Origin of the sequence: Asanoa siamensis (assembly GCF_016862555.1) — a bacterium.
Lineage (GTDB): Bacteria > Actinomycetota > Actinomycetes > Mycobacteriales > Micromonosporaceae > Asanoa > Asanoa siamensis.
This window is the reverse complement of record NZ_BONE01000064.1, coordinates 1-24,351: the sequence shown is the minus strand read 5'-3', so window position 1 is coordinate 24,351 and position 24,351 is coordinate 1. Positions and strand designations below refer to the sequence as shown.

The 24,351-nt window shown below is 73.0% G+C and carries 24 protein-coding genes; 11 read left to right on the top strand and 13 right to left on the bottom strand.

The features are described from left to right. Positions 1-4: 4 nt before the first annotated feature. From Asi02nite_RS30385 to Asi02nite_RS30365, 5 genes are read right to left on the bottom strand one after another with little or no spacing between them, the layout of a single operon-like run. On the bottom strand, positions 5-763 hold the full coding sequence (locus Asi02nite_RS30385) for a GNAT family N-acetyltransferase (protein WP_203717435.1): 759 nt from the start codon (positions 761-763) through the stop codon (positions 5-7). Then, positions 744-3,788 (bottom strand): LuxR family transcriptional regulator, encoded by a 3,045-nt coding sequence (locus Asi02nite_RS30380; RefSeq protein ID WP_203717434.1) that lies wholly within the window; start codon positions 3,786-3,788, stop codon positions 744-746. The genes Asi02nite_RS30385 and Asi02nite_RS30380 overlap by 20 nt, the downstream gene beginning before the upstream one ends. A 21-nt stretch (positions 3,789-3,809) precedes the next feature. Further along, positions 3,810-5,237, bottom strand: a complete 1,428-nt coding sequence (locus Asi02nite_RS30375) for a hypothetical protein (protein WP_203717433.1) — start codon at positions 5,235-5,237, stop codon at positions 3,810-3,812. Further along, positions 5,234-5,767, bottom strand: coding sequence for a hypothetical protein (locus Asi02nite_RS30370; protein WP_203717432.1), 534 nt, complete (start codon positions 5,765-5,767; stop codon positions 5,234-5,236). The genes Asi02nite_RS30375 and Asi02nite_RS30370 overlap by 4 nt, the downstream gene beginning before the upstream one ends. A gap of 9 nt (positions 5,768-5,776) precedes the next feature. Beyond that, positions 5,777-6,262, bottom strand: a complete 486-nt coding sequence (locus tag Asi02nite_RS30365; RefSeq protein WP_203717431.1) for a hypothetical protein — start codon at positions 6,260-6,262, stop codon at positions 5,777-5,779. Positions 6,263-6,432: 170 nt separating this feature from the next. On the opposite strand from Asi02nite_RS30365, the gene Asi02nite_RS30360 reads away from it, so the two are divergent. Continuing rightward, positions 6,433-6,957 (top strand): barstar family protein, encoded by a 525-nt coding sequence (locus Asi02nite_RS30360; RefSeq protein ID WP_203717430.1) that lies wholly within the window; start codon positions 6,433-6,435, stop codon positions 6,955-6,957. Positions 6,958-7,578: 621 nt separating this feature from the next. On the opposite strand, the gene Asi02nite_RS30355 is transcribed toward Asi02nite_RS30360, so the two are convergent. Genes Asi02nite_RS30355 through trmB form a run of 3 tightly spaced genes read right to left on the bottom strand, consistent with a single transcriptional unit; the run spans position 7,579 to position 11,405 of the window. Beyond that, on the bottom strand, positions 7,579-8,205 hold the full coding sequence (locus Asi02nite_RS30355; protein ID WP_239127253.1) for a hypothetical protein: 627 nt from the start codon (positions 8,203-8,205) through the stop codon (positions 7,579-7,581). A 57-nt stretch (positions 8,206-8,262) separates the two neighbouring features. After that, positions 8,263-10,776, bottom strand: coding sequence for a DEAD/DEAH box helicase (locus tag Asi02nite_RS30350; RefSeq protein ID WP_203717429.1), 2,514 nt, complete (start codon positions 10,774-10,776; stop codon positions 8,263-8,265). Continuing rightward, complete coding sequence (gene trmB, locus Asi02nite_RS30345; RefSeq protein ID WP_239127252.1) at positions 10,773-11,405, bottom strand: tRNA (guanosine(46)-N7)-methyltransferase TrmB; 633 nt, start codon at positions 11,403-11,405, stop codon at positions 10,773-10,775. The genes Asi02nite_RS30350 and trmB overlap by 4 nt, the downstream gene beginning before the upstream one ends. A gap of 127 nt (positions 11,406-11,532) precedes the next feature. On the opposite strand from trmB, the gene Asi02nite_RS30340 reads away from it, so the two are divergent. After that, complete coding sequence (locus tag Asi02nite_RS30340) at positions 11,533-12,084, top strand: hypothetical protein (RefSeq protein ID WP_239127251.1); 552 nt, start codon at positions 11,533-11,535, stop codon at positions 12,082-12,084. Continuing rightward, complete coding sequence (locus Asi02nite_RS30335; protein ID WP_203717426.1) at positions 12,084-12,689, top strand: class F sortase; 606 nt, start codon at positions 12,084-12,086, stop codon at positions 12,687-12,689. Before Asi02nite_RS30340 ends, Asi02nite_RS30335 begins: the two co-directional genes overlap by 1 nt. Here the strand turns inward: Asi02nite_RS30335 and Asi02nite_RS30330 are convergent. Next, positions 12,686-13,456 (bottom strand): exodeoxyribonuclease III, encoded by a 771-nt coding sequence (locus Asi02nite_RS30330; protein ID WP_203717425.1) that lies wholly within the window; start codon positions 13,454-13,456, stop codon positions 12,686-12,688. The two genes, Asi02nite_RS30335 and Asi02nite_RS30330, sit on opposite strands and share 4 nt — an antisense overlap. After that, positions 13,456-14,373, bottom strand: a complete 918-nt coding sequence (locus Asi02nite_RS30325; RefSeq protein ID WP_203717424.1) for a proteasome assembly chaperone family protein — start codon at positions 14,371-14,373, stop codon at positions 13,456-13,458. Before Asi02nite_RS30325 ends, Asi02nite_RS30330 begins: the two co-directional genes overlap by 1 nt. Positions 14,374-14,784: 411 nt before the next feature. Here Asi02nite_RS30325 and Asi02nite_RS30320 point away from each other — a divergent pair, with 411 nt between their 5' ends. Further along, entirely contained in the window at positions 14,785-15,831 is a 1,047-nt protein-coding gene (locus Asi02nite_RS30320) for a hypothetical protein (RefSeq protein ID WP_203717423.1), read from the top strand. A gap of 1 nt (position 15,832) precedes the next feature. Here Asi02nite_RS30320 and Asi02nite_RS30315 read toward each other — a convergent pair whose 3' ends face one another. Further along, the gene (locus Asi02nite_RS30315; protein ID WP_203717422.1) at positions 15,833-16,699 is read right to left on the bottom strand and encodes a carbohydrate-binding protein; all 867 of its coding nucleotides are present in this window, start codon (positions 16,697-16,699) and stop codon (positions 15,833-15,835) included. 215 nt (positions 16,700-16,914) lie between these two features. Between Asi02nite_RS30315 and Asi02nite_RS30310 the strand changes: the two genes are divergently transcribed. After that, positions 16,915-17,658 (top strand): EcsC family protein, encoded by a 744-nt coding sequence (locus Asi02nite_RS30310; protein ID WP_203717421.1) that lies wholly within the window; start codon positions 16,915-16,917, stop codon positions 17,656-17,658. Here Asi02nite_RS30310 and Asi02nite_RS30305 read toward each other — a convergent pair. Both Asi02nite_RS30305 and Asi02nite_RS30300 read right to left on the bottom strand, forming a co-directional pair. After that, positions 17,655-18,323, bottom strand: coding sequence for a response regulator transcription factor (locus Asi02nite_RS30305; protein WP_203717420.1), 669 nt, complete (start codon positions 18,321-18,323; stop codon positions 17,655-17,657). The genes Asi02nite_RS30310 and Asi02nite_RS30305 overlap by 4 nt on opposite strands. Beyond that, entirely contained in the window at positions 18,320-19,519 is a 1,200-nt protein-coding gene (locus Asi02nite_RS30300; protein ID WP_203717419.1) for a sensor histidine kinase, read from the bottom strand. Before Asi02nite_RS30300 ends, Asi02nite_RS30305 begins: the two co-directional genes overlap by 4 nt. Positions 19,520-19,718: 199 nt before the next feature. Here Asi02nite_RS30300 and Asi02nite_RS30295 point away from each other — a divergent pair, with 199 nt between their 5' ends. The 6 genes from Asi02nite_RS30295 to Asi02nite_RS30270 all read left to right on the top strand — a co-directional run. Next, entirely contained in the window at positions 19,719-20,228 is a 510-nt protein-coding gene (locus Asi02nite_RS30295) for a DUF1707 SHOCT-like domain-containing protein (RefSeq protein WP_203717418.1), read from the top strand. Between the two features lie 69 nt (positions 20,229-20,297). Beyond that, complete coding sequence (locus tag Asi02nite_RS30290; protein ID WP_203717417.1) at positions 20,298-21,545, top strand: PQQ-dependent sugar dehydrogenase; 1,248 nt, start codon at positions 20,298-20,300, stop codon at positions 21,543-21,545. Positions 21,546-21,574: 29 nt separating this feature from the next. Next, the gene (locus Asi02nite_RS30285; protein WP_203717416.1) at positions 21,575-21,856 is read left to right on the top strand and encodes a DUF6343 family protein; all 282 of its coding nucleotides are present in this window, start codon (positions 21,575-21,577) and stop codon (positions 21,854-21,856) included. Positions 21,857-21,868: 12 nt separating this feature from the next. Beyond that, the gene (locus Asi02nite_RS30280; protein ID WP_203717415.1) at positions 21,869-23,242 is read left to right on the top strand and encodes an NADP-dependent succinic semialdehyde dehydrogenase; all 1,374 of its coding nucleotides are present in this window, start codon (positions 21,869-21,871) and stop codon (positions 23,240-23,242) included. Positions 23,243-23,297: 55 nt separating this feature from the next. Then, entirely contained in the window at positions 23,298-23,885 is a 588-nt protein-coding gene (locus Asi02nite_RS30275; RefSeq protein WP_203717414.1) for an ArsR/SmtB family transcription factor, read from the top strand. Further along, positions 23,885-24,351 (top strand): MFS transporter (locus tag Asi02nite_RS30270; RefSeq protein ID WP_203717413.1); only part of this gene is annotated, 467 nt, incomplete at its 3' end. The genes Asi02nite_RS30275 and Asi02nite_RS30270, both read left to right, overlap by 1 nt.

Below are 24,351 nucleotides of genomic sequence, written 5' to 3'. Positions count from 1 at the left end.
AGTCCTATGTGGGCAGTCGCAGCGTGAGCACCCGGGTGACCACGACGAAGCCGGCCCGGTCGTAGAGGCGGCGGGCCGGGTTCCCGTCGACCACCGACAGGGCCAACGCCGGCAGCCCCGCCGCCCGCGTCCCGCGCAGCGCGTGGTCCAGGAGCGCCCGGCCGAGACCCTGGCCCTGGGCGGACGGGCCGACCGCGATGTTGAGCATCCACGCGCACGGGTAGTCGGTCCACGGCACCGGCCCGGCGCAGAGCACGTGGCCGGCGCTGCGCCCGTCGGGCCCGACCAGCCGGGCCGACGCGGACGCGAGCGGTGGCACGGGGTCGGCCGTCTCGAACATCCCGCGTACGGCGGTCGTGTCGTCCTGCGTCCAGCCGCCGTCGGGATGGTCCGGCCCGTAGGCCGCCGCGGCCGCCTCGGCCAGGTCGTCGTCCCAGCCGGCCGCGGCCAGCGACCAGCCCGACGGCAACGCGGCCGGCGACGGCAGGTCGGCCAGGTCGTGGCGCAACTCGGTCGCGGCCCGGTCCAGCGGCACCCCGCCCGCGACCAGTGCCGCCGCGAGCGCGTCGTCGGGCGTCTCGAGCCGGAGCCCGGCCAGGTCGCGCCGGGCCTGCGCGGCCACCCGCTCGGCGGCCACCCCGGGCTCCGGCCGCACACCGGCGGCGACCGGGCCGTCGTCGTCGCGTACCCGCAATCGGGCCAATGGGGTGCCGTCGTCGGCGCGCAGCAGCGTCAGGTCGTCGTCAAGGGGATGCAGGGGCATCCGACGAACCTAGCTTGAGCATCTCGACCGCCAGTTGGGCGCGGTTGGCGATGCCGAGCTTGCGGTAGGCCCGGGCCAGGTTGGCCTCCACCGTCTTCGGGCTGATGAACAGCGCGTCGGCGATCGCGCGGTTGGTCTGGCCGGTCGCCGCTAGCCGCGCGACGCGCAGCTCCGTCGGTGTCAGGTCCAACGTGGACCCCGGCGGGCGGCCCGTGGTCCGGGCCAGCTCCGCCGCGGCCCGCTCCGCGAAGCCCGCCGCGCCCAGCGCCGTGAACTCCGCCGCGGCCGCCTCCAGCGCCACCCGGGCCTCGCGCTTGCGGCGGCCGCGGCGGTGGGCCATGCCGGCGACCAGCAGGCACCGGGCGCGGTCGACGGGCAGCACCTCGGGCGGCACCGCCGCGCGCGCGTCGGCCAGCGCGGCCAGGGCCGGCAGCGGGTCGGTGCCGGTCGCGGTGTCCAGCAGGACTCGGCTGCGGGCGAGGCCCAGGCTGGTCCACGGCCGGGCGAGCCGGGTGTGCCGCTCGGCCAGCCTGTCCAATGTGCGCCGGGCCGTGTCGAGGTCGCCGGCGCCGACGCAGGCCTCGATCCAGTCGGGCTCGAAGCGTTGGGTGATCGGCTCGACCACGCCCAGCTCGCCGAGCAGCGCGGCCAGCTCGCTGTAGGCGGTCGCCGCCTCGGCCGGGCGGCCCCGGGAGAGCGCCACGAAGCCGGCGAGCTGCAGGTGGATGCGCAGGCCCCAGGGATCGCGGGTGGCCCGGCCGCGGGCGAGCCCCGCCGTGGCGACCGCGTCGGCGGCGTCGAGGCTACCCTCGTACGCGTCCAGCGTGCCGGCCAGCCAGGTCTCGCCGATCAGGCCGGTGCCGAGCATCTCGCCCAGCTCGCGGGCCGCCCGGATGTGCTGCCCGGCCGCGGTGAACCGGCCCGCCAGCAGCTCCGTCTCGCCGAGATGGGTGAGCACCTCGTGCTGCCACGGCTCGTCGCCGCGCCCGGTCGCGTACGCCAGCAGGTCGTGCAGCCGGGCGCGGGCCCGGTCGTGGTCGTCGATGCCCTTCCACCAGATGGCCGGCACGGTGCCGGACAGCCAGGAGGGCGTGCCGTCCTCCAGCCGCAGCGCGCGGTCGAGCAGGTCGGTGCGCGCGTCGCCCGCGCGTACGGCGTGGAAGAAGAGGTTGAACAGCGCGGCGCAGAGCAGCGGCCGGTCCGCGCCGTGCTCGGTGAGCAGCGCGATGGCCGCGTTGGCGTGCGCCCGGCCGCGATCCGGGGTGTCCTGGAACATGCTCAGGTGCGCGTGGATGCGGCCGGCGAGCGGGCTGCCGGCGGGGGTCGCGGCGAGGCTGGCCTCGGCGGCGTCGACGGCACCCTGCAGGTCGTCGGCGGCCCAGGCGACGCTGGCGCGCAACAGCAGCGCCTCGGCGCGGGCGTCGCCGGTGAGCTGCTCGGCCGCCGCTGCCGCCGCGGCCCCGGCGGCGGTGTAGTCGCCACAGTCGAACCGGCACCGGACGGCGGCCAGCCGCCACTCGTCGGCATCACCGCGGGCCGCGGCGGGCTCGGGACCGGTCGCGGCCGTCTCGGCGCGGGGTGCGGGCGGTTGGTTGTGGGGTGCGGTCGAGTCGGCGTGGGGCGCGGTCGGCTCGGCCCGGTGTGCGGGCGGTTGGTGGCCGGCTGCGGGTGGTTGGTTGTGGTGTGCGGTCGGCTCGGCGTGGAGCGTGGCCGGCTCGGCGCGGGGTGCGGGCGGTTGGTTGTGGTGTGCGGTCGGCTCGGCGTGGGGCGCGGGCGGTTGGCGGGGCGCGGCGCGCTCGGCGGCGGGTGCGGCCAGCTCGGCGGCGGGTGCGGCCAGCTCGGCGGCGGGTGCGGCCAGCTCGGCGGCGCGCGCGTACAGGTCGGCGGCCGTGGCCGGGGCCCCGCGCGCGTGCTGGCGCCGGGCCGCGGCGGCCAGTTCGGCCGCCACGGCGGGGTCGGGCGCGTCGGTGCACCGGGCGAGCTGGCGGGCCCGCTCGTCGGGGTCGGCGACGGCCTCGGCCAGCGTCCGGCGCATCCGTCGCCGGGCGGCGGCGGGGATGCCGGCCCGCACGGTGCTGGCGTAGACGGGATGCGCGAACGTGATGGCCGTCCCGTCGACCGCCAGCAGGCCCGCCTCCTCCGCCGGGTCGAGGTCGGTCGCCGCCACGCCGGCGGCGGTCAGGTCGTCCACTGTGGGCACGGTCAGCAGGGCGGCCAGCCGGATCGCGGTGCGGCTGGCCGGCGGCAACGCGCGCGTGGCGTCCGCGACGAGTTGGCCCATCGACGCCACGACCGGCAGGTCGTCGCCAGGGGCGGGTGGTTGCCGCAGGACCGCCCGGGCCAGTTCGATCGCGAGCAGCGGGTTGCCGCCGGCGTCGCGGGCGATCCGGGCGAGCAGCGAGCGGCTCAGCGTGCCGCCGAGGCGGTCCCGGATGATCTGGTGCAGTGCGCCGGCGCCGAGCGGGGCGAGCGCGAGGCGGTGCGCGTCGGCCAGGTCCAGGGCCGCGCTGGCCGGCGCGGTGCCGCCGGTGCGGCAGGCGACCAGGGCGCGCGGGCGCGGGGCCAGCCGGCGCAGGGCGAACCGGATCGCCCGCTCGCTGGGCCGGTCGAGCCACGGCACGTCGTCCATCGCCACGAGCAGCGGCCGCGCGGCGTCGGCGGCGGCCCGTTCCAGCAACGACCGGGTGGCCGCGCCGACCGCGCGCTCGTCGACGACCTCGTCGGGAAAGTCGGCGAGCAGCACGGCGTCGGCCGCGGCCCGCTGCGGCGGCGGCAGCTTCGGCACGAGGTCGTGCAGCGGCCGGATGAGGTCGGCGAGCGCGGCGAACGGCAGCGCGGCCTCGGCCTCGGTAGGGGCGCAGGTCAGCACCAGCCAGTCGCGCGCGCGGGCGTCGTCGACGAGGGCACGCCAGACCGCCGTCTTGCCGATGCCGGCGTCGCCCTCGAGCAGCACGGAGGTGCCGGCTGTCAGCGTCCGCCGGGCCTCGGCGAGGATCGCGTCCCGACCCACCACCGCCCGATCCACACCGGCGATGATGGCACGGCGTCACGAGGGGGCGTGGCCGCAGACCGAGACCTTTGGGATGACTTCCTCGTTCGTGTAGACCGTGCTCGTCGAACGGATACCCCCGCTGCTCCTGATCGGCGGGATGGTGACCACTCTGAACGGTTTCAGCAGGCTGAGGAACGAGTTGATCACTTTGACCACCGGCTCCAGGATCGTGTAGCCGACACCGAACGCGGCGTGCACCCCGATCGCGACTCCACGACACTGGGCGTACGCGGCGCCGAGCGCGGAACCGAGCGTCGTGCCGTACTTCGTGATCAGTTCGAAGTAGACACCGGCCTTGAACAGGAACGCGCCGATTCCGACGGTGAACCGCACGCCGTGCTCGATGACCAGACCCATCACACCCACGGGTACGCCGGTCAGGGAGTTGAGCAGGCTCGATTTGCGCTGGAAGTCGTGTTTGACGTGGGGCCCGAACGTGCCGTCCGCGTACCCGAAGCCGAGCGAGCCGGCCAGCGCGAACTCGCCGGAGCCCTTGATGGTGCCCAGCTTCGCGCCGAACGCGGTGGTCACCGAGAGTGTCTGGCTCACGGTGAAGGACAGCGGGATGCCGGCCAGCGCACCGATCGGGAACGAGAGGTCGGCGGCGATCGGGAAGCTCTTCCTGTGGTTCTGGCCGTCCTTGATGCCGGCCTCGAACTCGGCCTTGATGCCGAAGCCGCCGCTGATCTCCAACTCGGCCCGGGTGACGGTGCCGCCGCCGATCGCGAGGTGGAAGGTGGCGTTGGGCCTGGCGCTGGTCAGGGTCACGGTGCCGACGAGGCGTACGCCGCCGTCGTCGTAGCTGAAGTGCACGCCGGCGCCGTTGCTGCAACAGGTCGGGTAGACGGTGTAGCCGAGGGCGCGGGTCGTGATGTCGCCGCCGCGCCGCGGCTCGGGCTGGGTCGGCTGGTCGGTTCTCCTGATCGGCACCGAACGCCCGTACGTGCTGGGCTGTTTCGGGTTCTCGTCGGCCCAGAACGGCTCCCCGGCCGGGTAGATGACAGGGTCGGCCATCGCGATGTCGTCGCGTTCGAAGGTGCCGTCCCGGATCACCTCGGTGATGTCCACCGGGCCGACGGTGACCAGCAGGTCGTCGCCGGCGGGGGCGATGTCGAGGACCCGGCCGACGCCGCGCTCGGTGACGAACATGACCTTGCCGGGTTCCAGGTCGTCGGCGTGCGGCGCGTCGGCGGCGATGCGCCAGGAAAGGCCGTCGGCGGTGACCGAGCGGACGCTCCGGCCGCCACCGCCGACGATGACGACGTCGGGCTGCAGGGTCACGCCCTCGGGGGCCGGAGCGGCGCCGTAGCGCAGGTCGTCGCCGCTCGGCCCGCTGTCGGTTACGTCGTCGGTCAGGCCGCAGCCGGCGAGGACGAGCAGCACGCAGGTGAGCGCCGCCGCCAGTGACCGGGCTGTCTTCACATCCGGCCCACGGCGGTGCGGGCCGCCGCTTCGAGCGGGGCGTGGGTCTCCTTCGGGTCGACGAGGCGGACGAGCCGGACCGACACCCAGACGCCGCCCTTGGCGAAGAAGATGGCGCCGTCCTCGAGGTGTGCCTCGTCGCCGATGCCCGCGACTTCGGTGAACTCGTGCGCGAGCTCCCGGTCGATGTCGAGGAACTTCTTGGCGCCGTCGCCGACGAAGACCTCGACCTGCGCGGTGGGTCCGGTCACGGGGCCGGTCCAGGTGCAGGTGTCGCGGGCCTTGACCGGCGGGTCGAGCGCGGTGGTCGCGAGCTTCTCGGCGTCGGCCTGGGTGAGGAGGGCGCAGGCGTCCGGCAGCGCGGCCGCGTCGGTGGCGTCCGTGGCGTCTGCGGCGTCAGCGGTCTCGGCGGCGTCTGGCTCGGCGGCGGCCCCGGTCTCGACCACGGGCGGTGCCGCGAGTTCGTTCGTGGCGCCGCAGCCGGCGAGCACGGACACGACGGCGGCGAGGACGATCAGCTGGCGCTTCATCGCTCCGCCTCAGCCGATGATCGTGTCGATGAGCGCGTTCATGGCCTCGTCGTAGCGCGCCTCGTCGAAGCTGAAACTGCTCATGATCAGGGTGTACGCGCCCCGGTCGGTGATCAGCGCGGACTCGGCCTGGACGTCCTTGATGGCGAGGTCGGACTTCTTCCCCTTGCCGATGTCAGTGACGTTGGGAAACGACTTCCCGGCGGTCTCACGCTGGTAGTCGTAGGTCGTCTCCCCGGCCAGCGCCGAGGCGACGGTCACGGTCAGACTGGCGACGCCCTTGCCGTCGCCGAACAGGCAGTTGCCCTCGTCGTTCATCGGCTGCCCGACGATCTCGGACACCTTGGCGGCGGTGAACGGACACTCGGGCTTGACGGCCGACGCACCGTCGGTGCCACCCCCGTCGGCAGCCACCTCGTCGCCGACGCCGGCGATGTCAGCGGCGCTGCCCTCGCCACCACTCCCACACCCCGCCGGCGCCAGCAAGACCCCCACCAGCAGCAAGGACGCGAAAATCCGCCGCATTGTCTCTTGTTCCTCCGTCACTGTCCGCCCGACGGCCACCCACCCCAGACAGCCGCCGCGAACACACCCGACGCTATGGCGGCACCCCCGACAAGGAATCGGGTGTTTCCCTACGCGGCACGCGCCCTAGAGTCCAGTTCGTGACACTGGCCTCCACCGTTCCCCCATGGGTGATCGTGGCGCGCCCCGACGACGCGGAGGTCCGCGCGGCCCTGGCAGCGATGACGACCGACGGGGTTGTCCGCCATCTCCGGGGCGCACACATGTCCAACCCGGCGGCGGTCTTCGCGGAGTTCGCCGACAAGCTCGAGTTCCCGCCGTACTTCGGCCACAACTGGTACGCCTTGGTCGACTGCCTCGATGACCTGCACGGCAGCTGGCACGGCCGGCGCCCGGTCGTGGTCGTGGTGGAATCCGCCGACGACCTGGCCACGAGGGACTTCTTCCCGTTGCTGGTGGCCCTGCTCTGCGAGGCCGCCGAGCGCGCGAACCTGTCCCTGGACGCCGACGGCCAGCCCCGGACCCGCCCGCCGTTCCCCCTCCACTTCGTGTTCTTCGTCGAGAGCCCGCCCGAGGTGGCCCGCTCCCTCAGCTCGCGCGACGACCTCACCTGCGCCGTGACCGACAACCGCCTCGACATATCCGCGACGCAGGAATCGCGATAAGCGAGCGGCGCAGAGACGGAGACCGACCGCGGAGACACGCCCGGTGGCTGGGCGGCGCCGGTCAGGCACGCGAGCACGGAGATGAGCGCGGTGTCGATCTCCGCGGTCTTCTGCTAACCGCCCTGCGTCGGACGGTCTGGAGGGTGCGCCAAGCCGAGGGAAGCCCACGCCGCGTCAGCGTTCCCCTTCTGTGTCACAGCCGGGCCCCGGCGGGTGGTGCGGCCAGTTACCGCGGCGGCACAGACGACGCGACCCGGATCGCCGGCCCGCCCCCGAACACAGCGCGGTCGACAGCCTTCGCAGCCCGGACACAGCACGCCCCTCCGGCCGCCGCACTCGACTGGTCAGTCAGGCTCGGCGGGACCCGCGCCGGCGGGGTTCGGCTTGACCCGGCTGGCTGGCCTACGCCGCGCGTCGCCCCGCTGGTGCGCAGTGCGCTGGGCGCCGCGGGTCGCCCCGCTGGTGCGCAGTGCGTTGGGCGCCGCGGGTCGCCCGGCTGGTGCGCAGTGCGTTGGGCGCCGCGGGTCGCCCCGCTGGTGCGCAGTGCGTTGGGCGCCGCGCGTAGCCCCGCTGGTGCTCAGCGCGCTGGGTCGGCTGTGCGGCGTTGAGCGCGTGGGCGGGTTACGCGGCGACCGACCACGTCGCGCGGAAGGCGGCTGCCTCGCCGGCTAGCCAGGTTTCTACCTGGTCGGTCTTTACCGACGGGTCTGGGCGGTGGACCGTGCCGCGGCGTAGGTCGACCACCGCGGGCGTGGCGTGGGGGAGGACCTGGTCGATGTGGCGGGACATCAGGTGGAGGGTGGCGATGATCGTCTCGGTGCTGGGGGGCTGCTCGTCCATGTGGAGGCGCACCGCTTCGGCTCGGCCGTCGGGGTGGCGTAGGCCGAAGTGTGGGTTGATCTTGACCGGGAGGTCGCCGAGCATGGCGATCGCGTCGCGGGTCTGGGCCAGGTCCGTTGCCTTGTCGAGGGTGGACAGGTAGGTCAGGGCGCCCGGTAGGAGGGCCTCGTAGAGCGGCTTCCAGCGCGGCTTGACCTCGTTCACCACCGCGTGGAGGTAGCGGCCCCCGCCGTGGAAGGCGATGTCGGATTTGAGTGCCTTGATGAGCTGGCCGTGTGGGTTGAAGCCGGAGCGGGACTCGCGTTGCCTGCGCAGGCCGCCCACGAACGAGGCCTTGGCCGGGCCGGTGCGGTCGACATAGCGGGCGAACGCGAGAAGGGTGGCGTAAGGGACGGCGGGTGCGGTCACGTGGCCCTCCAGCTTCCAAGATCTCCGCTGGTCAGCGGCGATTTTCGTACACCCATTCTAATCGAAAGACGCCGCTGTGCCCACCCGCGTCACGGTCACGGAAGCGACGCCGGCGCTGTCCGAGGCCGCCAGGTCGACCGTGGCCTCGATGGCCCAGTCGTGGTCGCCGTCCGGGTCGTCGAAGATCTGGCGGACCTCCCAGCGGTCCGGTTTCTCGTCGATCAGCAACAGGGACGGACCGCGCGCATCCGGCCCGACGCCAATATCGGCATATTCGTCGAAATATGGAGCCAGAGCCGCAGCCCACTCGTCAGCCGTGAACCCGTCCGCACCGTCCAACTCACCCAACGAAACCCAGTCCCGCAACGCCGCCAGCTCCACCCGCCGGAACAGCGCATTACGGACCAGCACCCGGAACGCCCGCTTGTTGCGGGTCACCGCCGGCGGCGGCCGCTCCACGTCCGAGACCGCCTCCTCCACCGACTGCGGATCCCGCAACCGCTCCCACTCGTCGAGCAGGCTCGAGTCGACCTGGCGCACCAGCTCGCCCAGCCACTCGATCAGATCCGCGAGATCCTCGGTACGCGAGTCCTCCGGCACCGTCCGCCGCAGCGCGTTGTACGCGTCCGCGAGGTACCGCAGCACCAACCCCTCCGACCGCGACAGCCCGTAGAACGACACGTACTCGACGAACGTCATCGCCCGCTCGTACATGTCGCGCACCACCGACTTGGGCCGCAGCTCGTAGTCGCCCACCCACGGATGCCCGCGGGAGTACATGGCGTACGCGTCCTCCAGCAGGTCGGCCAGCGGCTTGGGATGCGTCACCTCCTCCAGGAGGTCCATTCGCTGCTCGTACTCGATGCCCTCGGCCTTCATCGCCGCCACGGCCTCGCCGCGGGCCTTGAACTGCTGCGCCGACAGCACCTGGCGCGGGTCGTCCAGTGTGGACTCGATCACCGACAGCGCGTCGAGGAAGTACTCCGGCGACTCCCGGTCGAGCAGCTCGATGGCCGCCAGCGCGAACGGCGACAACGGCTGATTCAGCGCGAAGTCGGCCTGCAGGTCGACGGTCAGCCGCACGACCCACCCGGAAGCCGACGGAACGCGCTCCACCACCCCGCCCGCCAGCAGCGCCCGGTAGATCGCGATCGCCCGGCGGATGTGCCGCCGCTGCGCCGCCGGCTCCTCGTGGTTGTCCGTCAACAGGTGCCGCATCGCCGCGAACGGGTCGCCCGGCCGCCCGATCACGTTGAGCAGCATCGCGTGCGACACCTGGAACGACGACTGCAACGGCTCGGGCTCGGCCTCGATCAGCCGGTCGAAGGTCGGCCGGCCCCAGCCCACCGTACCGTCCGGCGGCTTCTTCTTGACGACCTTCCGTCGCTTCTTGGGGTCGTCACCGGCCTTGGCCAACGCCCGCTCGTTCTCGACGACGTGCTCCGGCGCCTGCACCACGACGGTGCCCACGGTGTCGAAGCCGGCCCGCCCCGCCCGCCCGGCGATCTGATGGAACTCGCGGGCCTTCAACAGCCGCACCCGCACACCGTCGTATTTGGACAGTCCCGTGAACAGCACCGTCCGGATCGGCACGTTGATGCCGACCCCGAGCGTGTCGGTCCCGCAGATCACCTTCAGCAACCCGGCCTGCGCCAGCGTCTCGACCAGACGCCGATAGCGCGGCAGCATTCCCGCGTGGTGCACGCCGATCCCGTGCCGCACCAGCCGCGACAGCACCTTGCCGAAGCCGGACGAGAAGCGGAAGTTCCCGATCGCCGCCGCGATCGCGTCCTTCTCGGCCCGCGTCGCCACGTTCACGGACATCAGCGCCTGCGCCCGTTCCAGCGCCGCCGCCTGCGTGAAGTGCACGACGTAGACGGGCGCCTGCCGCGTCTCCAGCAGCTCCGAGAGCGTCTCGTGCAACGGGGTGACGGCGTAGGAGTAGAGCAGTGGAACCGGCCGCTCGACCGACTTGACCACGGCGGTCGGCCGCCCCGTGCGCCGCGTCAGGTCGCTCTCGAACCGCGACACGTCGCCCAACGTCGCCGACATCAGCAGGAACTGCGTGTGCGGCAACTCGATCAGCGGCACCTGCCAGGCCCACCCGCGGTCGGGCTCCGCGTAGAAATGGAACTCGTCCATCACGACCTGACCCACATCGGCGTACGCCCCGTCGCGCAGCGCGATGTTGGCCAGGATCTCCGCCGTGCAGCAGATGATCGGCGCCGACTCGTTGACCGCCGCGTCGCCGGTGAGCATGCCGACGTTGGCGGCCCCGAAGATCCGGCACAGGTCGAAGAACTTCTCGGACACCAGGGCCTTGATCGGCGCGGTGTAGAAGGTCCGCCGGCCGGCCGCCAGGGCCGCGAAGTGCGCACCGGTCGCGACCAGGCTCTTACCGGACCCGGTCGGCGTGTTCAGGATGACGTTAGCGTCCGAGACGAGCTCGATCAACGCCTCTTCCTGGTGCGGATAGAGGGTCAGCCCCCGCTCACCGGCCCAGGCGGAGAACGCCTCGAACAGGGCATCGGGCGTGACGGGATCGGGTACGAGGTCGGCGAGCGTGGTCACGCGGCCCGCCGCCGGAAGACGAGGTCGAACACGTCGCGCCCCTGCCGGGCCGCCCGCCGCTCGAAATGGGTGACCGCGCGGTGCGGGGGCCGCGGCGCGAACCCGTCGGCGGTGTTGACCAGCGACGGCTCCGCGGACAACACCGACAACATCGATTCCGCGTACGGCGCCCAGTCGGTCGCGCAGTGCAGCACCCCGGAGCCGGGCAGCAACCGGGACGCGAGCAGCGCCACGTGCGCCGGCTGGATGATCCGCCGCTTGTGGTGCTTGAGCTTCGGCCAGGGATCGGGGAAGAACACGTGCACCGCCGCGAGCCGGTCGGGCGGCACCATCTCCCGCATCAGGTCGATCGCGTCGCCGCGGGCGATCCGGACGTTGCGCAACCCGCGCGTCTCGATGTGGCTGAGCAGCGAGGCGATGCCCGGGACGTGCACCTCGACCGCGAGGTAGTCACGCGCGGGGTCGGCCGCCGCCATCGCCGCGGTCGCGTCGCCCATCCCGGACCCGATCTCCACGACCAGCGGCGCGGCGCGACCGAACAGCGCCGGAAAGTCCAGGGGTGTAGATGAGACGTCCAGCCCGTAAGAAGGCCAGAGCCGGGAGAGCGCGTCGTGATGCCGGTCACCCATCCGCCCGCCACGGTTGTGGAAGGTACGGATATGCGACACAGCGATAGCACTCACCGAGTGATTTTGGCAGGTGTCGCGTCGGCGCTCCAAATGCGACAATCGACGCACGGGCGGCAGGGAGGTCACGATGTCCGGTCGTCGGTCACTAGCAGCGATCACGCTCGCCGCGTGGATCGTCGTTCTCACCGGTGCGCCGGCGCTCGCCGCGCCCGCACCGACACCCACCCCGACGGTCGACGCCGTCCCGGAGGGGGTGTTCGTCGAGGTCAACCCCAGCACGGCCGAAGCCGGCCAGATCGTCGGCATCCGGGCGTCCTGCACCGAGGCCGACGACGACCCACCCGGCGACACCGAGGCGGCGATCGTCGAGTCCACGGCGTTCGGCGAGGTCACCGTCCAGCCCCAGTTCGGCCACCTGACCGGCGCGGTGACGATCCCGGCCGAGACCCGGGCCCGCTCCTACCGGGTCGTGCTCGACTGCCCCGGCCTGTTCACCGGCAGCGCCGACACCACGATCAACGTGCTCAACGACGTGCGGCCCAGCCGGGGGCCCGCGACCGGGTTCGGCGGCACGGCCGGCGACGACAACAGCACGCTGGTGCTGACCGGCGGCGCGGTCGCGCTGACCGCCGGGTTGGTGCTGGGCGTGCTCAACCTCCGCAGGCGGCGCACCGCCTGATGGGCAAGGGCAGGTTCGGAGGCCCGCTGGCGGTGGCGCTGATCGCCGTCGGCGCCGTCGCCACGTTCGCCGGTGTGGTGCAGAAGGGCGCCTTCGGGCCCGACGACGTGGCGCCGCCCGGCCGTTTCCCGGTCATGGAGCCGAGCGACCCCGTCGAGATCCGGATCCCGTCGCTGAAGATCGACGCGCCGGTGCACGACGTGGGCCTGGCCGACGACGGCTCGATCGAGGTGCCCGCGCTCGAACGGCACAACCAGGCCGGCTGGTACGAGAACAGCCCGACGCCGGGGCAATATGGCCCGGCCGTGCTGGTCGGCCACGCCGACACCCGGGACGGTCCGTCGATCTTCCACGGCCTGGCCACGGTACGCCCGGGCGCGCGCATCGAGGTCGAACGGCGCGACGACTCGGTGGCGGTCTTCGAGGTCAACTCCGTCGAGAAGTTCAAGAAGGCCGACCAGCCGATCGACCGGATCTACGCGGACTTCAGCCGCCCCGCCCTGCGCCTGATCACCTGCGGCGGCGAGTTCAAGGGCGGCAGCATCGGCTACGTCGACAACATCATCGTCTTCGCCTCCCTGGTCGAGGCGAGGAAAGAGCCCTAGAAGTCGACGATGATCGGCGCGTGGTCGGACGGGCCCTTGCCCTTGCGGGCCTCCCGGTCCACCACGGCGGCGGTCACCCGGGACGCGACCGACGGCGTCGCGTACACCAGGTCGATCCGCATGCCCTTGTTCTGGTGGAACATGCCGGCCCGGTAGTCCCAGTAGGTGAAGGGGAACGGGCCCTTCATCGGCGTGGGCACCACGTCGTGCAGCCCGGTGTCGAGCAGCGCGGCCAGCGCCGCCCGCTCCGGGGCCGTGACGTGGGTGGACCCCACGAAGACCGCCGGATCCCAGACGTCCGCGTCGGTCGGCGCCACGTTGTAGTCGCCGCAGACCGCCAGGTCGGGGTGGCCGGCCAGGTCGGCGGCGACCGCGTCGCGCAGCGCCGCCAACCAGGTCAGCTTGTATTGATAATGCGGGTCCTCCGGCGTGCGCCCGTTCGGCACGTAGATGGACCACACCCGGACGCCGCCGCAGGTCGCCGAGACCGCCCGGGTCTCGGGATCCGGGAAGCCGGGCTGCCCGTCGAAGCCCCGGACGACGTCGTCGAGCCCGACCCGGGACAGGATCGCCACCCCGTTCCACCGGCCGTCGACATGCGTCGCCGCCGTGTAACCCAGCTCACCCACCTGCTCGGTCGGGAACTGCTCGGTCGTCGACTTCACCTCCTGGAGGCAGACGACGTCGGGCTGCTTCTCCTCGAGCCAGGCCAGCAGCCGGGGCTCGCGAGCCTTGACCGAGTTGACGTTCCAGGTGGCGAGTCGCATCAGGTGTCCGGGTTGTCGGGGCGCGACTGGGACGCGAGGAAGCGCTCCAGCTCGGCGCCGAGCTCGTCCGCGGTCGGCAGCGGGCCGGTCTGCGTGCCGAGCAGGTTGTTGCCGGCCCGGCCCCGGGTGAACGCGTCGTACTGCTCCTCCAGCGCCTGGACCACCCCGGCCGCGTCGTTGGTCTCCTCGACCTGCCGGTCGATGTCGACCCGGACCGCCTCGGCCGCCGTGCGCAGCCCCTCGGTGGGGAGCAGGAGGCCCGTGGTGCGGGAGACGGAGGAGAGCAGCACCTCGGCCGCCGCGGGGTATTCGGCCTGGGAGACGTAGTGCGGCACGTGCGCGGCGAAGCCGATCGCGTCGCGGCCGGCCTGGCCGAGCCGGAACTCGAGCAGGTGGCCGGCGCTGCCCGGCACCTGCACCCGCTGCAGCCACGGCTCGTACCCGCTGATCAGGTCGCGCCGGGTGGCGTGGGCGGTGACGCCCGCGGGCCGCGTGTGCGGCACGGCCATCGGGATCGAGTTGAGGCCGATGGTCGTGGCGACCCCGAAACGGTCGATCAGCCCCATGACGGCCTTGGTGAACCGTTCCCAGTGCAGGTCGGGCTCGGGACCGCCGAGCATCAGATAAGGAGTGCCGGCGTCGTCGCGGAGCATGCGCAGCTCGAGCACCGGATCGGCGTACTCCTCCCAGTGGTCCTCCATGAAGACCATCGGGGGGCGCCGGGAGCGGTAGTCGAGCAACTGGTCGATGTCGAAGGTCGCGACGACGCGGCTTTCGGCCGTGGCCAGGAGATGTTCGCGGGCGAGCCGGGTGGCGTTGCCGGCGTCGACGAAGCCGGACAGCGTCTGGATCAGCACCGGCTGGCCCATGTCGGGCAGGTCGCCGGTCAGCTCGTAGAGCGTGTGCGGATCGAGCACCGCGGTCCTACCTCCCTGAGTTGTGGTGGGTTCCCGGTATGGGAAACCACGCGTCCATCTTCCTGCATTCCGCCCGGGGCTGACGAAAGGCCGGGCTGGCCTACGCTTCGTCTGTCATTTCTATACGCAGAGTAGCCATCTGGAGACGGCGCGGCGGCCGGAGCGGGCCCCCGGGGCGGCCTGATGGGCCATCCAGCTAACCCAACCGAGAGTCACCGTAGAGGCCGTCAAAATCGGACGTAAGTGCCGAGCAAGTCGCGTATTTGGCTAATTTCCGACTTGCCCTCTACGCGTGGCTATGTGCGGGCAGTGAGCACCAGATATCGACTGACCGATTATTTTTCGGGCAATGTGGCAACCCCCACTAAATAACACTGGGTAATCGGCGGTCGGCCTGCCTAGCCTCGTCCAATGCGTGACGACCACTCCCTCGAGAAGAACGAGAACGGCGCCGCCACCACCCCCGCGGACCGTTCACCCGAAACCCCCACCACCGAACGGCCGACCGGCGCCCGCCGCCTCCAGGAGCGGCTCGCCCGCACGGCGGACTCGATCAAGAGCAGCACCTACACCGAGCGCGCCGCGGGCATGTGGACCGCCGGCCGCGACCGCGTGACCTCGGTGCCCGCGTACGGCAAGGTGCGCGGTGTCCTGAACGAGCGTGGCCCGGCGCGGGTCGCGATCGCGGGCGGCGTCCTGGCCGCGGTCGGCGTCGCCGCCGCCGCCGGCACCGCTGCCGCCACCCAGGGTGGCCACGAGGACAACGCCCGGGCCACCAACGCCGCCATCGCGGCGGTCGACTCGGCCAAGAAGGCCGAGATCGGTCAGTTCCCGGCATCCCCGCCCGTCTCGGGCGGCGGGCATTCGGCTGCCGAGCAGCACGTCGGCGGTACGAAGGGCGCCGACAAGCCGACTCCGTCCGTGGAGCGGCCGAAGGCCGAGCACAGCGCCAAGGCGCAGAAGCCGGAGCACAAGGCGGAGAAGAAGGCCGACAAGCCCAAGGTCGTGAAGCCGGTGCAGCCGAAGCCGGTCATGGGCCTGAGCCAGACCCAGATGAACAACGCCCTGCAGATCGTCAAGGCCGCCGAGAAGCGCGGCATGGGCGAGCGCGGCGCGGTCATCGCGATCGCGACCTCGATGCAGGAGAGCCAGCTGCTCAACCTGGCCAGCACCGCGGTGCCGGAGTCGTACGACTACCACCACGAGGGCCAGGGCTCGGACCACGACTCGGTCGGTCTGTTCCAGCAGCGGTCCACCTCCGGCTGGGGTGCCGTCAAGGACCTGATGACCCCGTCGTACTCGGCCGGTGCCTTCCTGGACGCCCTGAAGGACGTGCCGAACTGGCAGAACATGCCGCTGACGGCCGCCGCCCAGGCGGTGCAGGTGTCGGCGTTCCCCGACGCCTACGCCCAGCACGAGTACCGCGCCACGCAGGTCGCGGACGCGCTGATGAAGTAATTCAGCTGCTGGTGGTCAGGGCGATCCGGTCGAAGTCCGGTCCCCAGCCATCCGAGTTGCTGAACTCGACGGTGTTCGGTCCGGCTGCCAACGGCAGCCGGACCGTCATCGTCTTCACGGTGTCCCGCCCACCCGTGAACGCGAAGTCGAAGCTCCCGACGCGCTGCCCGTTGACCTCGATCGAGGCCCGCCGGCCGCCGTCGGAGGTGTAGGAGATCACCAACTCGTACTCGCCGGCCCGCGGCGCGGTGAGCCCGGAGAAGGTCAGCTCGCCCCGCCGGTAGCCGACCCCGGTGACGACCCGGCCCCCGGAGGCGGAGGGGACGCTGCGGGTGCGGGCCCAGCCGTCGAGATCGGCGGACTCGGCCTCGAGCACCTGCGTCGTCTGCCGGCTGGTGACCTCGTTGCGGGTCGACTTCGGCGGCGCGGCCGGCGGCGTCGTGGCCCGCGCCGCACCCCGGACCGCGCCCCGGCTGGCCGGCGGCTTCGTCGGCCGGCCAGTCGTCGGCACCGCGCTGGGTGACGCGTCGGGCCAGACCGAGGCGGTCGCCGCCGACGGCGCGGGCAGCACGAGTTGGACCGGCGGTTCCGGCTGGTCCAGGGCCGACATCAGCAGGGGTACGCCGGCCGCCACCGCGACGGTGGTCACCGAGGCGACCACGGCGAGCACGGTGCGGCGCCCCCGCCGGCGCCCGCCGGTGACGGGCTCGCCGCCGCCGTCGGCGATCAGCAGACCGGCGTCGGCATGGTCACGGATGGCCGGGATCACCTGGGTGACAGGGGCATCGTCGGCTGTCGCGGACGGATCCGCCGGTGGCAGCCAACCACCGATCCGCAGCTCACCGGGTTCCTCGCCGGCCGTGGACATGCGCACCCTCACGGTTCTTGATCACGGTCAGTCAGGCGGGGACGCTACCGCAAACCAGCGCCCGGGGTGAACCACGGAACGGGCGAGGCGCCAGACCTGCCGGTCGAACGTACGCGTGCGGGTGGCGCCGTTGGGGTACAAAGAGTGCTTCCCCCACGTTTCCCCCGGAGGACGCCGTGACCCACCCCGACACGGGTGCCGACACCCCGCCCCCCATGCCCGAGTCCCCATCGGAGCCCGCGCCCCCCGAGGCGGCACCTTCGCTCGACGAGGGCACGACCGCGCCACCGGCCGGGTTGTGGGACAAGATGAAGGCCGACCCGCAGTACGCGCCCGAGCACCTCGCGCTGGAGGCGGTGCGCCGCCTCGGCCCCGAGGCCCACGAGTGGCTGATGCGGATTCGGGCGGAACGGCCCGGCGTCCCGCCGGACGCGCTGGCCGACATCGCGGCCAAGAAGTTCGTCAACCTGGCCCGGCTCTCGGGCGCCGTCTCCGGCGCGACCGGCATCGCGGGCGCGGTCCTCGACGTCGGGGTGCTCGCCTGGAACCAGGCGCGGATGGTGCTGCACATCGCGGCCGCGTACGGCGTCGACCCGCGCGACCCGGAGCGCGCCACCGACCTGCTCGTGCTGCAGAAGGTGCACAAGATCGCCGAGACCGCCCGGCTGGCGCTCGGTGTCGCGGCCGGCCGCGAGCGGGCGGGCACGCTGCTGCGCGGCAGCGGCACCCCGATGCACCGCGTGCTGGTCAAGCTCGGCGTGAAGCTGGCCCAGATGGCCGGCATCCGGGCGGCCAAGCGCATCTTCGCGAAGATCGTGCCGGGCGCCGCGATCATCCTCGGCACCTGGGCCAACTCGTCGGCCACCACCGACCTGGCCAACCGCACCCGGGAGCTGTACCGCCCGCGCGCCACCTACTGGCAGACGCCGCAGATCCCCGGGCCTCGCGAGACGTCCTAGTCGGTCCAGGATGGACGGACCAGGCCCGCCTCGTACGCGTAGACGACGAGTTGGGCCCGGTCCCGCGCGGCCAGTTTGATCATCGCGCGGCTGACGTGCGTCTTCGCCGTGGCCGGGCTGACCACCAGGCGGGCCGCGATCTCGTCGTTGGACAGTCCGGCCCCGACCAGCGCCACGACCTCGCGCTCGCGGTCGGTGAGCTGGTCCGGCGGAGGCAGGGGCGGCACCGCGCGGCGGTCCCGGGACGCGAACTCGGCGATCAGCCGACGGGTGACGCCGGGGGAGAGCAGCGCGTCGCCGGCCGCCACGGCGCGCACGCCCCGGATCAGCTCGACCGGCTCCGTGTCCTTGACCAGGAAGCCGGACGCGCCGACCCGCAGCGCCTCGAACAGGTACTCGTCCAGCTCGAACGTCGTCAGGATGACGATCCGGGTCGCCGTCAGCGCCGGGTCGGTGGTGATCCGCCGGGTCGCCTCCAGCCCGTCGACGCCCGGCATCCGGATGTCCATCAGCACCACGTCGGGCCGGTTGGCGGCGGTCGCCGCGACGGCGGCGAGACCGTCGCCGGCCTCGGCCACGACGGCTATGTCGTCCTCCGCGTCGAGCAGGGCGCGGAAGCCCGCCCGGACGAGAGCCTGGTCGTCGGCGAGCAGCACGCTGATCATCGGTCGGATCCTCCCGCGTCGGGCAGGACGGCCGCGACCCGCCAGCCGGGACCGCCCTCGACCGGGCCGGCGGCGAGCGTGCCGCCCAACGCCGTCGCCCGCGCCCGCATCCCGGCGATCCCGTTGCCCGCACCACCCGCCTCGCCGCCCACCGCGCCGCTCGGCTCCGCGACCGCCCCGCCCGTGCCGTCGTCCGTGACCTCCACCACCACCCGCCCCGCGGCGTAGGCCACCGACACCGTCGCCGACACCGCCGGGCCCGCGTGCCGCCGCACGTTGGTCAGCGCCTCCTGGACGATCCGGAACGCCGCCCGGTCGACCTCGGCCGGCAACGGGCGCGGCACCCCGGTCACCGTGGCCGCCACCGGGAAGCCCGCGCCCGACGTCAACTCGTCCAGCCTCTCCAGCCCCGGCGCCGGCGTCCGCGGCGCCGCCTCCTCGACCGGCCGCAGCGCGTTCAGCACCGAGCGCACCTCGCGCAGCGCCTCCGCGCTCGCCGACTTGATCACCGTGAGCGCCTCCCGGGCCTGCTCGGGCCGCTGGTCGATGAGGTGCAGCCCGACGCCGGCCTGCACGTTGATCAGCGACAGGTGGTGCCCGAGCACGTCGTGCAGCTCGCGGGCGATCCGCAGCCGCTCCTCGCTCGCCTGCCGTCGCTCCTGCTCCTCCTGCGTGCGCTCCCGCTCGGCCCGCATCGAGTTGAGCACCGCGATCCGCTCCCGGTGCCCCCGCGCGATCTCGCCCGCGGCCAGCACGGCGACGAGCCAGGCACCGGCCACCACGGCGTCCCGCGCCCCGATGACCGCGGCCGCCGGCACGCCGAGGGCACTCGGGAACCACCAGCCACAACAGAGGTACGCCGTCACGGCGGTCGCCGACAGCACCAGCGCCGGCCAGCGCCGGCCCTGCAGCACCGCGGAGAAGTAGGCGGCCGTCGCGGCCAGGAAGAACGGGCCGTCGGGGTGGCCGGACAGCGCGTACCCGAGCGTGCCGGCGAGCGCGACCGACAGCACCGGCAGGGGTGCCCGGCGCCGCCAGACCAGCGCGACCGACGCCGCGAGCAGCGGGGCCGCCCGCTCGTAGGGCAGGTCGCCGTCGGCTTCGGCGCCGATCACCTGCACCAGGGAGAGCAGCGTGGCGAGCCCGGCGCCGTGCCGGCCGTACCGCCGCCGCCGTTCGCGGTCCCGCCCTCGCATGAGCTGACGCTAGGGCACGCGGCGGCGCGCGGACATCCGCCGGAAGCCGGGCTGCGCGTACCGCGGGGGGAGTAGGAACGCCACATCCGCCCCACCCGGCTACTCCCGTTGGAGTAGAGGGATAGCCGTCACACGCCGCAGGCAATCGGTCGCGGAAAGGAGCAGTCTTGTAAGAGGTCGACATGAAGCGGAGGGAGCCATGACCACGCCTCAAAGCCCGCGGCTTCGAGCCTCGGACGCCGAACGCGAACAGATCGCGACCATCCTGCGTGCCGCCATGACCGAGGGCCGGCTCAACCTCGACGAGGGCGAGCAGCGACTGGCCGCGGCCTACTCGGCGACGTACCGGGACGAGCTCGGCCCGCTGACCGCGGACCTGCCCGACGGTGGCCGCGCGGCGCTCGCGCGTACGCCCGAGGCCCAGGACCGGGCGAAGGCCGAGATGAACCTGTTCCTGCGCCGCCGGGTCGGCGTCCTGGCGGCGATCGGGGTGCTCTTCGGCCTGCTGTGGATCGCCAACGGCGCGCTGTTCTTCCCCGTCTTCCCGTTGATCGTGCTGCTCTTCTTCCTGCACTGGGCCAGCAGGAGCAGGCGCGTCTACTACGCCCGCACCGCCCGCGGCGACTGGTACGCCCAGGGCGACGCACAGGGTCGTGGCGACTGGCGGGGGCGGCGCGACTGGTACGGACACGGCCGTTACGGGCACTGACCCCGCGGCCGGCGGGGCCAGCACGCGGGCATCGACCCGTGTCTGGGTCCGGCCGGGTAGGTTGCAGCCATGCGCCCGGCCGGTCCCATCGCCCTGCTGGTAACTCTCGCCGTCCTCGTGGCGGGCTGCGGCGAGCCCGAAGCGCCGCCGGAGGTCGCGCCCACGGGCAGCGTCTCGCCCGGCGCCGGCCTGTCGCCGGTGCCGATCGAGGGAACGGACCGCACGGTCAACCTGCCCGCCGGCTGGCGGGCGTCCGTCTACGCACGGGTGCCCAAGGCCCGCTTCCTGCTCGCCCTGCCCGACGGCGCCGTGCTGGTGTCGCGGCCGAGCGCGGGCCAGGTCGACCGGATCCCGCCCGGCGGTGGCGCGCCGGCCGCGTTCGTCGACGGCCTCGACCGCCCGCACGACCTGGTGCTCGCCACGGTCGGCGGGCGGCAGTGGCTCTACGTCGCCGCGGTCGACGAGGTGGTCCGCTTCCCGTACGTCGCCGGCGCCGCCACCGCCGGCCCGGGTGAGGTGGTGGTCGACGGCCTGCCCGACGACAGCCTGCCGGAACTGGGCGGCAACTACGGCCACGTGCTCAAGAACATCGCCGTCGACGGCGAGACCCTCTACGTCTCGATCGCCTCGACCTGCAACGCCTGCGCCTCGGACACCCGGGCCGACCCGATCCGCGGCGCGATCTACCGCTGGGACGCGAGCGGCCGCAACGCCGGGAAGGCGCTGGTCGCGCGGGGCATCCGCAACGCCGAGGGGCTGGCGATCGCGCCCGGCACGCAGGACCTCTGGGTCGTGGTCAACAACCGCGACAACATCCTCGACCCGAAGACCGGGGAGAAGGACACCGCGTACGTCGACAACAACCCGCCCGAGGAGTTCATCAGGATCGAGCAGGGCGGCTTCTACGGTTGGCCGTTCTGCAACCCCGACCCGGCGGGCGGGCTGCGCAACATGCCCTACCAGCGCGACTACGAGCTCAACCGGGAGGGCGCGGCGGCCGACTGCGAGCAGGCCACCCCGGTCGACGTCGGCATCCAGGCCCACTCGGCGCCGCTCGGCCTGACGTTCGTGCCCGACCTGGGCGCGGTGATCGCCCTGCACGGCTCGTGGAACCGGAGCCAGCCCACCGGCTACAAGGTGATCAACTTCCCGTGGGTCGACGGCCGCCCGGGTGACCAGCACGACCTGGCCACCGGCTTCCTCGGCGAGAGCGGGCCGTGGGCGCGGCCGGTGGACATCGCCCGGCTGGCCGACGGGTCGCTGCTGGTCAGCGACGATCTTGGCGGCAACGTCTTCCGCTTCGCGCCGCCCGGTTAGCCGGGTCGGGGGCGGGGTAGTCGTCCCGTATGACCGGAAACCGTCCCCAGGCCGGCGGCCAGCCGCGCAGGGCGCGGGGCACTGTCGGACATCCGTACTCCGCTCTGAACCTCCGCCTCGTCCTGGCCACGTTCGGCCTCGTCGTCTTCGCCGTGCTGACCTGGCTCGCCGCCGCGGCCGACCTGCTGCCCCTCGCGGTGATCTGCGGTCTGGTCGTGCTGACGGCCGCCGTCGACATCGTGGTCATCCAGCGCCGCCGCCGGGCCCGGCACCGGGCCGAACCGGGCGTGCACCACTCGCTCTTCGAATGACCTGGAGCTGCCATGGCCATCGCCACCACCAACCCCGCGACCGGCGAGATGCTCAAGAGCTTCGACCCGATGGGCGAGAAGCAGATCGAGAGGATCCTGGCCGACGCCGCGGCGGCCGCGGTGACGCTGCGGGCGACCAGCTTCGACGAGCGGGCCGCCTGGCTGCGGGAGGCCGCGCTGCTGCTGGAGGGCGAGGTGGTCGAGGTCGCGCGGCTGGTCACGATGGAGATGGGCAAACCCATCGGCGAGGCGAAGGCGGAGGTCACCAAGTGCGCCGCGGCGTGCCGCTACTTCGCCACGCACGCGGAGGAGTTCCTCGCCGACCAGCCCGCCGACGCGCACGCCGTGGGCGCGAGCCGCGCGTACACCCGGTTCGAGCCCCTCGGCCCGGTCCTGGCGGTCATGCCGTGGAACTTCCCGCTCTGGCAGGTCATGCGGTTCGCCGCGCCGAACCTGATGGTCGGCAACCCGGGGCTGCTCAAGCACGCGTCCAACGTGCCGCAGACCGCGCTCTACCTCGACGAGCTGTTCGAGCGGTCGGGGTTCCCGCCGGGCGCGTTCCAAGCCCTGCTGGTCGGGTCGGACGCCATCGAGAACATCCTGCTGGATCCTCGGGTACGCGCGGCGACGCTGACCGGGAGCACACCGGCCGGGCGCGCCGTGGCCGCGGCGGCGGGGCGGGCGCTGAAGAAGACGGTGCTGGAACTCGGGGGCAGCGATCCGTTCGTGGTGCTGCCGTCCGCCGACCTCGACGCGGCCGTGGCGACCGCGGTGAAGGCCCGCTGCCAGAACAGCGGCCAGTCGTGCATCGCGGCGAAGCGGTTCATCGTGCACGGCGAGGTCTACGAGACGTTCGCGCGCGCGTTCACCGACAGGATGGCGGCGCTGGTCGTGGGTGATCCGCTCGACCACGCCACCGACGTCGGGCCGCTGGCCACCGAGCAGGTCCGCGACGACGTGGCGGCGCAGGTCGACGACGCCGTCGCCCGCGGCGCGACCGTGCTGACCGGTGGTCGGGTGCCCGACGGGCCGGGCTGGTTCTACCCGCCGACCGTGGTCACCGACATCACCCGCGACATGCGGATGTTCGGCGAGGAGGTGTTCGGGCCCGTGGCCGGCCTCTACCGGGCCTCCTCGGTGGACGAGGCGCTGGAGCTGGCCAACGCGACCGAGTTCGGGCTCGGCAGCAATGTGTGGACCAACGACCCGGGGGAGCGGGAGCGGTTCGTCAACGGGCTGGACGCCGGGCAGGTGTTCGTCAACGGGATGACCACGTCGTACCCGGCACTGCCGTTCGGTGGTGTCGGCGACTCCGGCTACGGCCGCGAGCTGTCGTCGCTGGGGATCCGGGAGTTCTGCAACGCCAAGGCGGTCTGGATCGGCTGACCGTTGGCAGAATTTATTTTGCAAAATTCTCTCTGGAGTTGGTACGGTCCGTCGTATGGCGGATCGCATCATCACCGAGGTCGATGAGCTGAAGGCGGTCACGCACCCGTTGCGGGTGCGGATGCTGGGCGCGCTGCGGGCCGACGGGCCGGCCACCGCGACCGAGCTGGCCCGCCGGTTCGACACCGACACGGGCACGACCAGCTATCACCTGCGCAAGCTCGCCCGGCACGGCTTCGTCGAGGAGGCGGAGCAGCGCGACGGGCGGGAGCGGCGTTGGCAGGCCACCGAGGCGACGACCTCCTGGGACGAGGCGGCGCTCTCCACGACGGCCGAGGGCCGGGCCGTGCTGTCGGTCATGCGCCGGCACCAGCTCGCGGCGCTCGAACGGGCCGTCGCCGCCCACGAGGCGGCCGTGGCCGACCTGCCGCCCGAATGGGTGGCGGTGTCCGGCATGAGCGACCTGCGGGCGGTGCTGTCGGCCGACTCGCTGCGCGAGCTGGAGCGGCGGTTCACGGCGCTGATCGACGAGCTGGTCGCCGCCGACGCCGACAACCCCGCCGCGCGCCCGGTGCTGCTGCACTACGGCGGCTTCCCGCGCATCGACGAGCCCGGCTGGGCCGACGTCGCGGACGAGTCGTGATGACGGGCCGCGGCGCCGAACGCCGCTACACGCTGCTCGTCTTCCTGTTCTGGCTGCCGACCGGGCTCTACCTGGCCACCAAGGTCCTGCTGATGCTCGACCGAGGGCTGAGCCTCCCGGAGATCGGCACCGTCGTGCTGGTCTTCTCGCTGACCACCGCGGCCCTGGAGCTGCCGACCGGCGGCCTGGCCGACGTGATCGGGCGACGGGTGGTGCTGGCGGCCTCGGCCGCGGCCAGCTTCGCCGGGCTGGCGCTGCTCGCGGTCGCCGACGGCTTCTGGCTGTTCGTCGCGTCGGCCGTGCTGCGCGGCGCGGCCCGGGCCCTGTCCAGCGGCCCCGACCAGGCGTGGTTCGTCGACACGATGCACGCGGCCGACGGCCCCGACGCGCCGTTGACCCGTGGCCTGGCCCGCGGCGAGGCGGCCGCCTCCGTGGGCCTCGGCCTCGGCACCCTGGCCGGCGGCGC

Coding starts and splice junctions, on each gene's coding strand:
- Asi02nite_RS30280 (WP_203717415.1), top strand. CDS start 21,869: ATGGCCATCGCCACCACCAACCCCGCGACCGGCGAGATGCTCAAGAGC.
- Asi02nite_RS30305 (WP_203717420.1), bottom strand. CDS start 18,323: ATGATCAGCGTGCTGCTCGCCGACGACCAGGCTCTCGTCCGGGCGGGC.
- Asi02nite_RS30300 (WP_203717419.1), bottom strand. CDS start 19,519: ATGCGAGGGCGGGACCGCGAACGGCGGCGGCGGTACGGCCGGCACGGC.
- Asi02nite_RS30320 (WP_203717423.1), top strand. CDS start 14,785: ATGCGTGACGACCACTCCCTCGAGAAGAACGAGAACGGCGCCGCCACC.
- Asi02nite_RS30310 (WP_203717421.1), top strand. CDS start 16,915: ATGCCCGAGTCCCCATCGGAGCCCGCGCCCCCCGAGGCGGCACCTTCG.
- Asi02nite_RS30275 (WP_203717414.1), top strand. CDS start 23,298: ATGGCGGATCGCATCATCACCGAGGTCGATGAGCTGAAGGCGGTCACG.
- Asi02nite_RS30285 (WP_203717416.1), top strand. CDS start 21,575: ATGACCGGAAACCGTCCCCAGGCCGGCGGCCAGCCGCGCAGGGCGCGG.
- Asi02nite_RS30335 (WP_203717426.1), top strand. CDS start 12,084: ATGGGCAAGGGCAGGTTCGGAGGCCCGCTGGCGGTGGCGCTGATCGCC.
- Asi02nite_RS30290 (WP_203717417.1), top strand. CDS start 20,298: ATGCGCCCGGCCGGTCCCATCGCCCTGCTGGTAACTCTCGCCGTCCTC.
- Asi02nite_RS30370 (WP_203717432.1), bottom strand. CDS start 5,767: ATGAAGCGCCAGCTGATCGTCCTCGCCGCCGTCGTGTCCGTGCTCGCC.
- Asi02nite_RS30340 (WP_239127251.1), top strand. CDS start 11,533: ATGTCCGGTCGTCGGTCACTAGCAGCGATCACGCTCGCCGCGTGGATC.
- Asi02nite_RS30385 (WP_203717435.1), bottom strand. CDS start 763: ATGCCCCTGCATCCCCTTGACGACGACCTGACGCTGCTGCGCGCCGAC.
- trmB (WP_239127252.1), bottom strand. CDS start 11,405: ATGGGTGACCGGCATCACGACGCGCTCTCCCGGCTCTGGCCTTCTTAC.
- Asi02nite_RS30295 (WP_203717418.1), top strand. CDS start 19,719: ATGACCACGCCTCAAAGCCCGCGGCTTCGAGCCTCGGACGCCGAACGC.
- Asi02nite_RS30315 (WP_203717422.1), bottom strand. CDS start 16,699: ATGTCCACGGCCGGCGAGGAACCCGGTGAGCTGCGGATCGGTGGTTGG.
- Asi02nite_RS30330 (WP_203717425.1), bottom strand. CDS start 13,456: ATGCGACTCGCCACCTGGAACGTCAACTCGGTCAAGGCTCGCGAGCCC.